A 16909-nucleotide genomic window follows, 5' to 3' on the forward strand; every position below is an offset into this window, starting at 1 on the left:
TGATAAGTGAAAGCAGATAGTAGGGTACCCACTGTGCCAATCTTTGGCATCCGGGTATCCAAAGTTGATATGAAGGCCACTGTCTCCTATTTGACGGAAGCGGTAAAAAACCGTGAGCCGCATCAGGTGATTACAGCCAACCCGATTATGGTTATGACCGCTCTGGATAACCCCGCTTATATGGAAATTATGAAGTCGGCGGAGCTGGTGGTGCCGGATGGAACAGGGGTTGTATGGGCAGCAGAGTATTGCCACGATCCTGTGGCTGAACGTGTAGCAGGCTTTGATCTTTTACATGAATTGCTGCACCAAGGCGAAAGCTATAACTGGAAGGTATATCTGCTGGGTTCAACACCTGAAGTGGTCCGTGAGACGGCCGCCCGGCTGCAAGCCCAATATCCTGGTATCACCATTGCAGGGTATCATGACGGATTTTTTGGACCGGAAGCGGATGAAGAAATCTTGAATAAGATTATTCAGGCTCAGCCTGATCTGCTCTTTGTTGCCAGAGGAGCTGATAGCCAGGAGCCTTGGATTGCCAAATATAAATCCCGGCTGAACATCCCGGTTATGATGGGCGTTGGCGGAAGCTTTGATGTAATCTCGGGCAAGAGCCGCCGGGCTCCAAAAGCCTTCCAAAAACTCCGTGCAGAGTGGTTATACCGTCTTCTCAAGGAACCTACCCGGTACAAAAGAATGCTTGCGCTGCCGAAATTCGCAGTAAAAGTGCTGCGTGAGAAAGATAAAGTGACAAAAGCTTAGCGAAATACGGATATTTACCGTGAAAATCCCTTCAGCAGCCTAAAAACGGAATTGGAATTTGTTTTTACTTCAGCGTATAATTCAATGCGGTAGAGAAATGGGGGTCGACTGATCAAATGCTTATCATATACATCGCCGGATTTATTGTGTGCATGGGACTTGCACTGCTTTTGACACCAGTGGTGAAGAAATTCGCTATCAAGATTGGTGCAACAGATGTGCCGAATGCCCGTAAAGTGCATACTAAAATTATGCCCCGCCTTGGCGGATTAGGTATTTTTCTGGCGTTTGTGCTCGGCCTGCTTGCCGTATTGCCGATCATTCCTTACGAGTTTACTACGCGAGAGGCTAATTTCATCAAAGCGCTGCTGTCAGGCGGCGGACTGATCGTTCTTATCGGCGGGCTGGATGACCGGTTCGAGCTTTCGGCAAAGGTGAAATTGCTGGGCCAGATTGCTGCGGCCTGTATCGTTGTTTTCGGGTTTGGAATTACTGTTGATTTCGTTAACATTCCATTTCATAATACGTATTCCTCTTTGGAGAGCTGGATTGCCATTCCGCTGACAATCTTCTGGATTGTCGGTGTTACGAATGCCGTTAACCTGATTGACGGGTTGGACGGGCTTGCTGCGGGTGTGTCCGGTATAGCGATTGCTACAATTGCAGTAATGGCATTTTTGATGGGCAACACTATGGTTGCACTTCTTTGTCTGCTGCTGCTGGGCAGTATTGTAGGCTTTTTGTTCTTTAATTTTCATCCTGCCAAAATATTTATGGGCGACACTGGCTCGCTATTTTTGGGCTTTTGCTTAGCGCTGCTTGCACTGCTTGGGTTCAAACAAATTGCAGTTGTATCGTTTATAACACCACTTTTAATTATTGGAGTTCCGCTATCGGATACCTTTTTTGCCATCATTCGGCGGAAGCTGCAGAAGAAACCGATTTTTGCCCCGGATAAGGGCCATCTGCATCACTGCCTGCGTGAGCTTGGCTTTAGCCACCGCCAAACGGTGCTGATTATTTACGGTATTGCCGCTTTCTTTGGAGTGTTGGCTGTTATTCAGACGTCTGCGTCTCTGAACGAAGCGAACTGGGTTACCTTTGTGGTAATTTGCGTGATGCTCTTCTTCCTGCAGATTGGGGCGGAGATCACTGGAGTCATCAGCAAGACCAAACGTCCTGTGTTGGACTTCCTCCTAAGAATGCGAGTAAAACTTAGTCCGGAGCGCGGTTCCAAATCGTAACAGGCTTCAATAGGCACCATGCTATTATCTTCCTTCTCTGACAAAACTCATCCTTTTCAGGATGAGTTTTTTGCTTTTTTTCTAAAAAATTCTGTGGTAACGACCGATAAAGAAAAAAGTGAAGAATAACGAGAATATATACTCAAAGGAGAGATATACACATGTTACGCTTTAAGAGACCATTCGTATGGCTGCTGCTGGCGGCTCTGATCGTTTCTATGTTTCCAGGCAAATACACGCCCATAGCGGCAGCAGCTACCACGACTTACTTCAGTCCGGATGATCTCACGCTACGGAACACAGCGGCACTGCAAATGGAAGTCAGCGGTTCTATTACAAGAGACACTGTATACAAGACAAACGCCCCCAATTTTTCTATTACGGGTACATATGCACAGGTAACAGCCTCTACTATGAAAGTTACTGTACAGCAGATGACCCAGAGTGGGGGTAAATGGGTGACCGATGAAACACATACCACAACTGGTGCGGTAACCACCGACACCACAAATCCGGATAACCGGTTTATCGCAAGCGGACTCACATTGTTTACAGGTTTTAATAAAATCACTTTCTCAGGGATGCAAGGCTCCTTGCAACGCTCTGAATCATTTTATGTTCTTTATGATAAGGTTCCTTTTATCTCGTCCCTTCAGGTGCTTGGAGGCGGTCCTACTGCCATTAACCTGAATGAGGGTACTAAGGTTGTTGTGCCGAACCAGCAGATTACACTCCAGGGTAAAGTAACGAATGCTACAAAGGTAGGCGTGTCCCTGAACGGTGGCTCTTCCATGCAGACCTCTCTGCTTGAGGATGGAACCTTCTTCACCCCGGCGCTAACACTCAAGTCTGGAGAGAATACACTGGACATTGTAGTGCAGAATGCAGCTGACTCGATTTCAATCAAACGTTCGGTGTATTATTTTGATACCAATAAGCCATTTACTGATTTGAGAATCCTACACGGCAAAACAGCAAGCGCTAAAGACATGGCTTATAATATACTTGATAACGTTCCTACACTGACAGCACCAGACACCACTGCCAATATTATTGGGCAAGTGCTTTTGCCTTATAATGCGAGTACCAAGTCCTTTGAAGATGATCATGAAGTGAAGATTAATGACACAGTGGTTCCGGTCAATGTGCTCGACTCTTATACAATCGAAGCTGATGGTGGAGTGAATTTAGGTTCTGGTACATCACCACAAAAAGAAATTATTATACCGGCCCCAGATGGTGTAACCCCTCAGTACCGTCTGGTTACCTTTCAGGCCACTGCTCCGTTTACACTTACTGCAGGAACATCCACTGTAACTGTGGGAATCAAGTACGGGACCTATAATACGTCGGTAAAAGAATCCTATAAATATTTACCAGGCGAGACTGTTATTACGGATATGTACTATTTGTCCGGATATAATGGTGAGGCTGTTGCCAGTACAGCACTTTCCAAGCTGGCTTTAAATGGTGCACAGGTTGAGAAACCTAATTTTTACATTCTGGTCAAGTCGAGTGCTGTACCAACAAAAGATCTGGTAGCTTCCTACCTGCCTTTGGGTGCTGCACTTAATTTGGAGAAACAAACTAGTGTCACAGGGCTGGCACCTAATGAGGCTGTATATAAGGTTATTGGGTTCTCCAATGGACAACAGAAGGTGAAATTCCAATATTCAGGATCGCAATCCTTCTACAATGCAGACATTGCTTATGTCTCCAAAAACTATATTTATGTAGCCAACTTGAACGATGGTCAGACCTATACGTTTAGTTCAGCGAATGCTTCTAATATTTTGAAAATTTCGGGTGAGTACATCGGATTTGAAAATATTAGTAATGCACAATTTTTCGTTAACGGAATTTCGAATAACAAGTTGACTCCGGCGATTGGGGGAACTGACTTTGATCCGACTAGCAATCCAATATTTTCCTTTGACTTGCTAATAAAAGCAGATGGACCACTGGTGTACGGGGAAAACAAGATTGTATTTACCGGGACCTCTATGGATAATGTGGGGAACAAGAGAGAAATACGCAAAGAGCTGAAGATTTATATCGTAGATACCAATGTTTCCAACCTGTCGCAATTTCATCCTAAAGTATCCAAAGGTAGAGCTTCACTGACTCATACGAACATTAAGGATTACACCGAAAAAGAATTGAACGATATCCTAGGGTTGACTTCAGAATTCACGTATAAGGACGAAAAGTTTATTACAAGTCAAACCAGCTATGATATCGTCCTAAGAGGTGGAGCGGCAACCAAGCTGAACCTATATCAGGGCTCGGAGCTGTTTCTTTCCCTAGATAATAAACTACTAGGTAGTACGTCTGATAAGCAGGGGCCGCTGCCGTTTGATTTTAAAGGAAAAACATACTACTATGATTTCGTTGGCAGCAGCAAGGATTTCATTCTGCGGATCATGGACATTCCAGCCGAAACTGCTGGCAGTATCGTCTATAATCTGGAGCTGATCAATGAAACCGGTGCGCGTACTAATCAACGTATGGAAGTGGAACGGCAAGTTTCCGCATACCGCATCCTGTCTCCGGTAGCAACGGTTGGAACACAGATTGTCGTCAACAAAAACTTTGTCCGTTTTGATATTGAGGCTGAAGGTGCAACTAAAGTCATGATCGATAAGTTTGAAGCTGTAAAGCGCTCAGATTTGCCGAACAGATTCACTCTGGATTATGTGGGATTGAAGCCGGATAAGGCTACAGCAATCAAAATTCAAATTGTGCGTGCCGGTTCAACTTTAAATGATACAATTAACGTGTATTACGCAAGTGCAGTACAAATAGACACGCAGTTCATGGCTGAGAAGGTAGCAGCTAAATATAGCGTATTCAACAAGACTCTGGAGTTGTCGTTCCCGAAAGGAACCTTAATGAAAGGCTATACCACTTCAGGGGCGGCTAAGTACTATCCAGATACCAAGCTGCTGTTTGGTATTGCAGACCCAGTAGATGGTGTCGTTGAACGCAAAAATGATTATGGAAATACGATTAACGTAGATGCTGATGCCCGAACACCAGGAGGCCTTAGCACATTATTGATACCTTCTGACTTGGTATTGCGGTTCAACTCAACAGTGGAAACTAATAATTTCTCCCGGGTATCTGATATTTATTGGCTCAGCGGTGGACTTGGAGAAAAAGGCATTAAAGGCGATGCTCTTTATAAGCCGGCTACCAATGGTATTGCGCCATACTCAATAGAAGGTAACTTTACACAAATCGAGGCTGAACGTAAAATCGTTCCTTCTCAGCGGGGAGAACTCACACTAACGTTCAATCCGAACATTGTAGATGAGGTGGGTACTTCAATTACAGTGTTCCGTTATACAGATTCCGGACAGTGGGAGAACATCGGCGGTGAGGTTGATACGAAGAAACATACAATTACAGTGCCATTTGATCAATTTGGTTACTACACGGTAATGAAGCTGCGCCGTGGGTATTCAGACATCACCAATCATCCTTGGGCAAGAAATATTCTTAATGGACTTTATTCCAAAGGAATTATGGAGAATCTGCGCTTTGACCAATTTGGAGCGGATGATACGACAACACGTGGTGAATTCGCTACTCTGCTGGTCAAAGGGCTGAATATTCCGTTGAACTATAATAACAGCCAGCAAACCTTCTTTGATATCGTACCGGAGGCAGTTTCAACCACATGGGATTTCAAACATATTGAGACAGCTGCAAGAGCAGGGATTATTACGGGCTTAAGTGACGGATTCTTCGGCCCAGACCAGCCGCTGACCAGAGAGCAGGGTGCGGTAATGATCGCAAGAGCGCTGAAGCTTAAAATGTCCTTGAACGATGCCAAGCTGCTAACCAGTCTTAGCAAGTCATTTGTCGATTCAGGCAGCATGGACTTCTATTCGAGACCGGCCATCGAGGCAGTATCTAAAGCCAAGATCATGGAAGGCAGCGCGGTAACAATGGCTGGCCAAACCAAGCCTGTATATAATTTCAATCCAAAGGGCAAGCTGACTAGAGCGGAAGCGGGGAAAATTGCCGTAGCGCTCTTACAGAAGAGCACAAGCATCTTCCCGAAAAACTTCAACTAATGCTGCAATAGTACAGCAGGTCCGCGAAAACTGTTCGCGGACCTGTTCTTTTGTAATAAAATTACATACCGCTGACATTAACTTTGTATTCTGCACCGTTTTAAGTTACAATAACTTAGAAAATATTATTTTCTGAAAGGTGAAAGCCATCGATGAAGCCGATTTTATCAAAAGCACAGCTGGATTACATGAAAGCCAAAAATTCGTTTGAGAATAGAGCAAAGGTTATGGAGAAGGAGATTGCCGCAAAACGGGCGCTGCAGGAAATTACACAGGAGCTTATGGAAGAGCTTGTACAAGCTACAGGGTTCCATGACGCGTACAATGATCTTGTGATTGCCGAGAACGCTTTGATTGAGTGGTCTCATGCCACAATCAAGCACGAGAAGAGCTACCGTGAGAATCGCGGGGCAATAGATGCCATGTATGAGAATGTAAATTCCAGTCCGGAGAAACGTCAGGAATTGATCCAACTTTCGATGAAGATCCGTTAGTCCATAGCTATAGAAAAAAGCGCCGGAGACGGTGCTTTTTGTTTTGCCCTTAGAGGCGGCTTAATGGGCTATTGAAAACGAATGATTTTTATTTGCTAACAAATATTGCTAATGACGTTTTTAAAGCCTCTATGCTATACTGTTTTCCGTAGCCGCCCAACATTAACAATAGTTAGTAGAACATACATATGTATCTTCTATTGGAACAAGCTCAGGTCAAAATTTGAAATTATTTTTTGAATAATGCGCAACTTTCTCAAAACTTTTGCGTTTAAGGTGTAGAGTCATTTACACAAGGTACATGTTAAACAGCTTTCGGAGCTAAAGAACATTGCCGAATGGAAAAATTAGCTTTACGTGACTTGAGGCACATTGTATAATACTTAGGTAGAATTAGGAATCTACTATTGTCATGCCTTAAATTTGTTTACAAGTTTCTGTGATACCCGTCACAGACATTATTTATACTTAATATGCTCAACTCGGGAAAGGGGGTGCATCGGCTAATGAGTGACATGAGCTACCCAACTAAAGAAAATTCTCAGTTCATGAACGTCCAAGGAGGAGAAAAAAAGGTTATGAAGAAAATTTTATCCGTAGCATTATCTACAGCAATGGCATTCTCGATGTTTGCCTCTGTAGCGTTTGGTGAAACTGCAACAACTCCACAAGCAAAATTTGATGCTTTGGCAGCTAAAGGTATCCTTAACGGATATCCAGACGGTCAAGCTCACCTTGAAAAAGATCTGACTCGTGCTGAGTTCGCTAAGATCGTTACTAAGCTGTTCAATCTTACTGAAGTAACTGGCAAATTGTCTTACAAAGACAAAGGTTACACAGCTAAGAACTGGGCAGTTCCTTACATCGAAGCTGCTACTGCAGCTCAATTGATGCAAGGTAAAGATACTGTTAAAGGTATCTTCGACTACAACGGTAAAGTAACAGTTGAAGAAGTAGCGGCTGTATTGTTCCGCGCTCTGAAACTTGAAACTCCAGCTACAACTGATAACTCTGCATCCGCATGGGCTAAGGGCTATGCTCAAGCAGTTATCAATAAAGGTCTTGTTGCTCAAGGCACTAACTTCAAAGCTAACGCTACTCGCTCTTTGGTAGTAGAAGCAGCTTATGCAGTTAGCAACTTGACTCAACAGCCAGCAATCAAAACTGTAGAAGTTTTGGATGCTACAACTTTGAGCGTAACATTTGTTGACGGTAAAACTGCCGAAATCAAATTGACTACTGCTCTTGTAGCTGACAAAGCAACTGAAGTAAGCTTCACTTACAACGGTTACTCCTACAAATACACAGTTACATTGACTGCTCCGCAAGTTAAATCTGTAACTGTTCTGAATGCTAAGCAAATCCAAGTAGTATTCAACAGAACTGTAAATGAAGATTCAGCAAAAACAGTAACTAACTATACTTACCAAACCAATGGAATGGCTAAAGCTGAAGCTATTCCTGCCAAAGGAACAAACGGTACTGTTATTGAATTGGGCGCTGATAAGAGAACTGTGACAATCACAACTCCAGCTGCTTTGAACTCCAGCCTGGGTGGAATCACTGCTGGAACTCCATTCAAATTTACTGTGACTGGCGTGAAAGATACGTCTGCTGCAACAGTTGCTGATTATACAGCAACTTTGACTTCCAGTGATTCTGTGGCTCCAGTATTGACTGCTGCAAGTGCAACAGCTAAGACAACAACAAATGTTGTTACTCTTACTTTCTCTGAACCAGTTGACCCAACTGGCGCAATCGTATATGTAGGTGGCGTTGCTGCAAAATCCGAAGCTGGTTCCACTCCTACAACAATTAAAGTATCAACTGGTCAAACTCTGGATGCTGGAAAATCCTACGAAATTAGCGCATTGAACTTCAAAGATTTCGCTGGAAACTTCCTGGCTCCAAATCCGACTGCTTTGTCCGTGGCAGTGTCCTCTGACGTAGTAGCTCCAGTAGTTCAAAGCGTAACAGCAGCTCGCGATAACTTGATCAAAGTTGTATTTGACAAGAATGTTGCAGCTCCAGTTACTGGCGCAGTTAAGCTTCTTGATGGTAACGGTAATGCTCAGACAGTATTGAACTCTACTGTTGACGGCAAAACTCTTTCTATCGAGATTGGAACTGTACCATTCAACTCCAGCGGTACTTTCACTGGAACGTTGATCCTTACAGATGCTATTCAAGACACTCTGGGTAATGCTAAAACAACTACAAGTCATTCTGTTTCGTTGACTAAAGACGTAGTAGCTCCTGTAGTTCAATCTGCATCTTATGACACTAGCAAAATTGCTGCTGGCGAAGTTGTTATCAAGTTTAGTGAAGATGTTACTTCTACTGGCCTTGCAGGTGCTTTCAGCCTGATCAATGCTAACGGTGTGGTAGTTTCTAACCCTACACTTGGTGGAGCGACTATTGATGCTAATGATTCCACGCAATTGCGTGTTACTACAAGTACTGCCCTGACTTCTGGCACTTACACTTTGCGTGTAAATAGTGGTGTTGCTAAGGATAAATCCACTCAAGCAAATGCTAACGGTGCTGCTGTTCTGAACTTCACTGTGGGTGCTTCTTCCGATAGCGGTAAACCAGTAGTAGCAAGTACTGCAACTGCAGTGCCAGCTGCAAATCGTTTGGCTGGTAACCAAATTAAGATCGGCTTGACAGATAACATCGGTCTTGATCTTGTATCTGTTCAAAATGTAAGCAACTACTTGTTGAACGGTAAGGCTCTTCCTGCTGGCGCATATGTGACAGTTGAATTGGGAACTGGCGTATCTGAAAGTGCGGCAACCAATGTTACTGCAATTATCAACTTGCCAGCTGGTTCTATCGCTAAAACCGAAAACTACACACTGAATGTCACCAATGTTAAGGACAAAGCTGGAAATATCGCTAACCCGGTTGCTGTTGGCGGTCTGGGCCTGAATGATGATGTGGCACCAGTTCTGAATGCTGCAACTATCTCCAGCAATGGTTTGGTTGTTCTTGGATTCTCTGAAGCTGTTACTTCAGTAACTGCCGGAACTTACGATGACTTCGAATTCGTAATCAATGGCGTAACTGTAGCTGGCTCTAATGTTCAAAACATTGCTACATTTGATAACGGTACTGGTACAGACGCAGGTAAATATGTTGTTACCTTCAAACAACTTGTGAATGCTGCTGGTCAATTGTTCTTGGATGTTGATGGTAGCGGCACTTACACTGCTGGTGACATCCTGATTCAAAACAATTCCTCTGCTTCTAACGGAACGTTTGATGTGAACAAGGTTGCTACATTAACTGTTAGAGTTTCCAATGCAGCTAATACTGTAACTGACGTTGTTAAAGCACCAAGCACTTTCTCTAACCCAATCACTACTGGTACAACAATCGCAGTGAAATAATACCTTTCACTTAAGCTTCAAATTAAGGCAGAGAGCAGTAATGCTCTCTGCCTTTTTCTTTATCATCATTGCGATCATGAGTAGAAAGGAAGCCATTGTCCGATGAATAAATTGACAAAAATATCTGCAGTGACCGCAGTTATTGGTATTACCCTTGTTGCAGGATCAATATTGAATCCTTTTGCCGAAGGGGCCAGTGTTGGATCGCAGCCTGGAACGGCGGATGATCCGGTGGTTACCAAGAGCTATGTAGATCAACAGATTCAGAAAGCCATTCAAGGCGGTAGCATTGCTACTCAAGCGCCTACTGCCACGGCTACTCCGGCAGCAACGGCTGCACCAACGGCAACGCCAGCTCAAAATGCGGGTAACGAGGCCAAAATTGTTGACGTAAAACCTGGACAAATTTTGATTGCCGGAGCAGGTGCAGAATTTATTGTTCGAGCCGGTAAGGCCGTTATTTATTCGAATGATGCCAATGGCGTAGCAGATTTAACGGATGGTGCTGACCTTGCTAACGGCGTTGCTGCTCCTTCCAATCATTTGTTGTCTTTTCCACGTGAAGGTCGGGGTATAGCTGTTCAAGACGGACAAACATTAGGTCTGGTTGTAATGGTCCGTGGCACATATACCTTAAAATAAGCAAAATTCAGGTTAATGATTATGGTATTTCAGAATTTTGTTTTCCTATAAAATAGGATGCCCTTTTATTTGGTGCAGTATACTTCGGCACTCATTCCCACAGTTGACAAAGATTGAAGCGATTGAGACTGATGGATTCCGCGTACAATACTTCCTGTAATCTTAAAAAATCTTCAGGAGGTGGCGTTATCATGGCACGTACTAACCGTACAGTGGTACCGGAAAGCCGGGCAATGCTGAAACAAATGCAGTATGAAATTGCTTCTGAATTTGGTTTATATGGCGCTTCTTATGGCGGCGGGGCAGATACAGAATTTGCTTCCGAACTTGGAACAATAGGTGGTGGGATGGGTGGCAGATTATATCTGGGACACCTCACCTCCCGCGATAATGGATCTGTAGGCGGGGAAATAACCAAGAGGCTTGTGAAGCAGGCCGAGCAGTCTCTTTTCCAATAATATCGAAGCGTGAAGGGACTGGCTTCAATTGACAGCATCCGGCAAATAAGTTAATATGACTTTTGAGGAAAGCCATCAACCTTTTCCGATTGGGAAAGGTTCATTTTTTGAACTTATCTGATTTTATTTCTATGGCCTGTTATCTATTAAGGAGAGCCCCCTTATGCAGTGTCAGACTAACAATATGGGAGGTTGTTGTAGTGTCTATTAAAGGACGTCATTTGTTTACTTCCGAGTCCGTAACGGAAGGGCATCCGGATAAAATCTGCGATCAGATTTCTGATGCGGTACTGGATGCTTTTTTGGCTAATGATCCTAATGCCCGTGTGGCCTGCGAAGTAGCTGTTGCAACTGGCCTAGTACTGGTGATCGGGGAAATTAGTACCAAGTCTGAATATGTAGATATCCCGGCGATTGTGCGCAATACGATCAAGGAAATTGGCTATACACGTGCGAAATTTGGTTTTGATTATAATACATGTGCAGTCTTAAGCTCGCTTAATGAGCAGTCGGCTGACATCGCTCAAGGGGTAAATGCCGCCTTGGAGAACCGTGATCCTGCACAGGTTGCTGAAGAAACCGCCAATATTGGTGCCGGTGACCAAGGTTTGATGTTCGGTTTTGCTACCAATGAAACTCCTGAACTAATGCCGCTGCCGATTGCTTTGTCTCACCGTATTGCTAGACGTTTGTCCGAGGTCCGCAAAAATGGAACGTTGGAATATTTGCGTCCTGATGGCAAGACACAGGTTACGATTGAGTACGATGGTGAGAAGCCGGTACGTGTAGATACAATCGTTGTATCGACCCAGCATGCCGAAGAAATCTCGCTTGAGCAAATCCAGGCTGACATCAAGGAAAATGTGATTCTGCCAGTGGTTCCTGCCGAGCTGCTTGATGAGAATACCAAATATTTCATTAACCCGACGGGACGTTTTGTAATTGGCGGTCCGCAAGGCGACGCTGGTCTGACTGGACGTAAAATTATTGTCGATACGTACGGCGGATATGCCCGTCATGGAGGCGGTGCCTTCTCAGGCAAAGATCCGACCAAAGTCGATCGCTCCGCAGCTTATGCCGCTCGTTATGTAGCTAAGAATCTGGTAGCTGCAGGTCTTGCTGACAAATGTGAAATTCAACTGGCTTATGCAATTGGTGTAGCTAATCCTGTCTCGATTAATGTGGATACATACGGAACAGGCAAAATCAGTGAAGAGAAATTGGCCAAGCTGATCAGCCGCAATTTTGATCTTCGTCCGGCTGGCATCATCTCCATGCTGGATCTGCGCAAACCTATTTATAGACAGACCGCAGCATATGGTCATTTTGGACGGACTGATGTCGATCTTCCATGGGAACGTGTAGACAAAGCTGAGTTGCTGAGAGCGCAAGCAGACCTATAAGTATGCCTTTGCTTTCTATTTTCAGCGTAATGCTCGACTAAAATATTGTATGAATGCCTGCAGGACGGCTCTTCGATAGTTGAAGGCTGCTTCTGCGGGCTTTTTGGTGTGTCTAAAAATGGACTAAAGAGTGCCTGGCTGTATCTCAATATAGAAGTCTTCTAAACTTTGGAAGCTCTTTTGCCGAAATATAAGAATATATGTAAAGACGAAGTTATGGCTTGAGAGGAGTCTATCACTGCATGAAAAGAAAAATTTCCATATTGGCGGCACTCATTCTGGCAGGAGATTTGGTCTTGGGGTCTGTGTCTTCATCAGTCGGAATCGGAACACCGGCAGTTTTTGCTGCGAGTGAATTTGGCATAACCGCAACTTCGCCAGCTGCGGGAGAGACAAATATTAATGTTGCTTCCTCGATCAAACTAAGCTTTGACCGTGTGGTGAATCCGCAGAGTGGAGATATCACTATTACCCCGGTAGGTTCAGGTACGCCATTTGCTACAATCTCTGTTGGCAGTGCCGGACTGTTTGGCAGCGCCAAGGACTATGAAATCAAGTGGGGAGCAGGTAAGCAACTAGAGCCCAACAAGAGTTATACGGTATCCATTCCTAAGGGAGTGTTCAAGGATGGTGCAGGGGCGGAATCTGCGGCTACTTCCTGGACCTTTATCACGGCGCCGATAGCTAACCCGTCGCTTATTTCAAGTGAGTACTCACCGGCGAATAACTCACGGGTTGATGCGGCAGCGCTGACGCAGCTCAGTTTTAAGCTGAACAAGAGGCTAGTGAGGGGCGGCGGCTCTGTCAAGCTTATCTCTTCAGCTAATAATTCACTGATCCAGGAGTTTAAGATCAAAGACGGCGAACCCTGGGTGGATGTGCAGACTGACGAGGTTTCCACCACAGTAAGACTAACACTGGCGAATAAGCTTGCAGTTGGCAGCACCTATTATGTATTAGTCGATAATTATGCGCTAAAAGATGATGAGAATAAAACCTTCTCCGGAATATCCAGTGGCAGCGTGTGGAGCTTTTCGACCAAGGCTGCCGGAGTAAATGTGACAGTCCTGCCAGCTGGAGGGGCTACTGGAGTGTCGCCTACAGGGGATGTTCAGCTTGTCTTTGACCGTCCGATGATGCCTGCTTCCGGCGTCATTACGTTAACACCATTGTTTTCTCCAGGTAATACTAAATATTTCAACGTCAACTCTTCGGTTGTTACAGGCGGGGGAACCAGTACTATAACACTGGATACAGCATCAACTGCGAATCCGCTGCCAGAAAATACTTTTTATACGGTATCCGTACCACAGGGGGCTTTTCATGATCAGGACGGGAATTTATTTCCCGCGTCAGGGACGTATACTTGGAGCTTTACGACGGCTAAGCTAACGAGCTTTGGCATAGGGGCCCTCAGTCCGGCGGACCGCAGTGAAGGTGTAAGTCTCAATCCGGCCATTAAAATCACATTCAACCGCGATGTCGTTTTAAATAGTACGGTTGCCAATCCGGTAGTCCTCTATAAAGGGGATGGAACCAAGCTGACTGCACCTTTATCGGCAGGTGCTACGGCAAGTGAATATATTATTACACCTGCTGCGGCATTAGAAAATAACACGACCTATTATGTGGACATCGCAAACGGAGCCTTTGTAGACGCCAAGAATAACCAGGAAGTTTTTGGTGGGATTAGCGGCAAGAACAATTGGAGCTTCCGGACGGCTGTATTGGATAAGACGGCCCCTGTGTTGTCTGCAGCGCAGATGGATAATAACCGCACCATTCGCTTGAAATATGACGAAGCCTTAAGTGCAGGTGCCGCTCTGCTCCCTTCCAGCTTCACGGTGACGGTTAATGATGAGAAACGTGCGATAGACAGTATCTACGTTCAGGGAGACAGTGTTTATATTACGCTTAGTACAGGTGTGGCGGTTGGACAGATTGTAAAAATCAGCTATACGGGCGGTTTGCGGAACATACAGGATTTGAGCGGGAACAATGCGGCTGCTTTCTCACTGCGTCAAGTTACAAATGGTGTTCAATCCGTACTGTCTATGCCCAAAGACGGAGTGATTTCTTCCAAAACAGTTGTTTTGAATTTTAATGATGCTCTAAAGGCGGTCTCGCCTAATGCATACAGCCAGTTTAATGTGTATGCGGACGGCTACTCGCTTGGGGTTAACTCTATTAGCTCCAGCGGTGGCGCTGTAACCCTTGGTTTGAACAACGAAGCAACAAGTGCACAAACGATTCGCGTAGCCTATTCCGCAGGCTCTTATCCGCTGCAGGATGTGAATGGCTTGAATATAGGGAATTTCAGTGATTTTTATATCCGCAACGCCGCGGATACAACTCCACCCCTGTTTCAAAGTGCTACCGGTTCAGGCAAAAATATAGTGCTGACCTATAATGAGGGCTTGTCTTCAACGAATCTGCCGATGAACAGCCAGTTTTCCGTGCTGGTGGGCAGTACGCCAAATTACGTAACGTCTGTTGCGGTAAGCGGCAATCAGGTGACGCTGACGCTTCAAAGCAATCTGGTGGCTAATCAGGCGACTACCATCTCATACGTACCGGGAACAGCCGGAATCAGCGATCTTAACGGCAACCGTGCCGCCTACATCAACCTACAGCCATTGGGCATTTCAGCGAGCAGCAGCGGTACATCCGTACCGGATATCAGTTCTGCAACAGTAACAGGGGACGAGCTCACCGTAACCTTCAGCAAAACGATGCAGGCGTCCAATACATTGTATGCCAATCAGTTTGGAGTCAGAGCGGATAGCAGCAGTATTGGAGTACAGTCTTACTATCTCTCCGGCAATACCCTTAAATTAACACTATCCAGTGTGATAAAAGCAGGTCAAACCGTCGATTTGTCCTATATGTCCGGCTCAGGTGTGATTAAGGATCAGAACGGCAATACGTTTTCTTCTTTTAGCGGGCTTTCCGTGCAGAATCTGACAGGAATAAGCTCATCAACAGCGGCAGGCCGTCCGGCTTACCTGGGCACACTGGCAGCCAGTGAGTTCGGAAAAGAGTATGCCCTTCTCAAAAGCGACTCGGCGACACCGGCAGATGACCGTTCGATTTACAGCCAGTCGGTAAAAAGATACAGCCTGACCGCCGACCGTCTGACCGCCAGTTATGATTACTTAATCAAGCTCGGGACTCCTTCTTTGGCGTTTGAAGTACCTTCAACGGAACCAGCAGCCTATGTGACGCTGCCGCTCAAGCCGCTGCTGGATGCAGTGAATCGTGATAAGAAAGCTGAAATCCTGATACGCTATGGGGATAACTTATACAAGCTTGCTCTGAATGATGTGAATATGACCAGTCTTGCCGCCACCTTGATTGCGGACAGTCAAAATATCTCGCTTGTTCTGCGGCTCGATAAGGTGCCAGCCGGTACTTTCACACCGTTTGAACAGAAGCTTCAGACTCAGGGACTGCGGACGATAACCGGACTTGTGGATGTCCGTCTGTCCGCTGCGGTAAGCAATAATTACACCAATGCCAAGGCACTGAGTGTACCGGCTGAGTACACCGTGCGTACAACTTCTACTCTGAACAGTGATCAGACTTCAGCCGCCAGACTGGATCTTGCTTATTATGATGCGGCCTATCTTCCTACCAAGCTCAGCTCGTCAGGAAGCTATACTGTAATCCGTGCTAATATGATCGGCAACCAGGTTGTAGGAACGTTCCTCTCCACGCGGAGCTTTACCGACATGAGCAGTCACTGGAGTAAATCCATTGTGTCTCAGCTGGCTGCCAAAAATATCATCGACAGCAGCTATGGCAGCACCTTCAACCCTGAGCAGAAAATTACCCGCTCCGAATTTGCTGTTATGCTTAGCCGTGGTCTGGGTCTGCTGGGAAATCGTGAGACAGCGCAGAGCTTCAGGGATGTGCAGACCTCCACACAAATTGGCGATTATATTGGTGCAGCGGCCAAAGCGGGGATTATTACCGGAAATACAGATGCAACATTCCGTCCTAATGATAATATTACCCGTGAGCAGCTGGCGATTATGATTATCCGGGCTATGGAGTATAGCGGTAATCCGGTAACCTTGAATGGCCCCCCATCGTCAACATTAGCTGCCTTCAAGGACCGTGCCAGAATTCAAAGCCAAGCCGCTGAATTCGTAGCCAAAGCGGTGCAGCAAAAAATTATCCTGGGCATGACCACCACTAAATTTGAGCCGCAGGGCAATGCTACACGAGCTCAAGCTGCGGTGATGCTGCAGCGGATGCTTACGACTGCAGGGTATCTGTAGATTATTAAAATAGTAATGTATCTGGAGGTCCCGCTATTGCGGGGCCTTTTTTTTGTGATTAAGAGTTGGCAAATTTCCCGCAGAAACGGCTGAGCTATCCTTCTAAAGACGGCGCAGCCGTTTCTGCTTGCGTTCACCAGGCTATTCCA

At 45.4% G+C, this 16909-nt stretch carries 9 protein-coding genes; all 9 read left to right on the plus strand.

Translation table 11 applies throughout. From position 1 onward, the window contains the following. The first annotated feature begins 6 nt into the window (after positions 1–6). A complete protein-coding gene (locus tag ACX1DY_RS20295) occupies positions 7–762 on the plus strand; it encodes a WecB/TagA/CpsF family glycosyltransferase (protein ID WP_458966010.1) in 756 nt (251 codons plus the stop codon). A gap of 116 nt (positions 763–878) precedes the next feature. Continuing rightward, on the plus strand, positions 879–2006 hold the full coding sequence (locus ACX1DY_RS20300; RefSeq protein WP_458966011.1) for a glycosyltransferase family 4 protein: 1128 nt from the start codon (positions 879–881) through the stop codon (positions 2004–2006). Positions 2007–2167: 161 nt separating this feature from the next. Then, on the plus strand, positions 2168–6088 hold the full coding sequence (locus ACX1DY_RS20305; protein WP_458966012.1) for an S-layer homology domain-containing protein: 3921 nt from the start codon (positions 2168–2170) through the stop codon (positions 6086–6088). Between the two features lie 152 nt (positions 6089–6240). Next, positions 6241–6582 (plus strand): hypothetical protein, encoded by a 342-nt coding sequence (locus ACX1DY_RS20310; protein ID WP_458966013.1) that lies wholly within the window; start codon positions 6241–6243, stop codon positions 6580–6582. Between the two features lie 506 nt (positions 6583–7088). Continuing rightward, positions 7089–9974 carry a beta strand repeat-containing protein gene (locus tag ACX1DY_RS20315; protein WP_458966014.1) on the plus strand — a complete coding sequence of 962 codons (2886 nt, stop codon included), beginning with the start codon at positions 7089–7091 and terminating at the stop codon, positions 9972–9974. Positions 9975–10076: 102 nt separating this feature from the next. Then, positions 10077–10616 carry a hypothetical protein gene (locus tag ACX1DY_RS20320; RefSeq protein ID WP_458966015.1) on the plus strand — a complete coding sequence of 180 codons (540 nt, stop codon included), beginning with the start codon at positions 10077–10079 and terminating at the stop codon, positions 10614–10616. Positions 10617–10807: 191 nt separating this feature from the next. Beyond that, positions 10808–11074: a small, acid-soluble spore protein, alpha/beta type gene (locus ACX1DY_RS20325; RefSeq protein ID WP_458966016.1), complete on the plus strand. Its 267-nt coding sequence runs from the start codon at positions 10808–10810 to the stop codon at positions 11072–11074. A 200-nt stretch (positions 11075–11274) separates the two neighbouring features. Further along, positions 11275–12477, plus strand: coding sequence for a methionine adenosyltransferase (gene metK / locus ACX1DY_RS20330; RefSeq protein WP_458966017.1), 1203 nt, complete (start codon positions 11275–11277; stop codon positions 12475–12477). A 242-nt stretch (positions 12478–12719) separates the two neighbouring features. Next, positions 12720–16760, plus strand: a complete 4041-nt coding sequence (locus tag ACX1DY_RS20335) for an Ig-like domain-containing protein (RefSeq protein WP_458966018.1) — start codon at positions 12720–12722, stop codon at positions 16758–16760. The last annotated feature ends 149 nt before the right edge of the window (positions 16761–16909 follow it).

Source organism: Paenibacillus sp. BAC0078 (assembly GCF_054483875.1).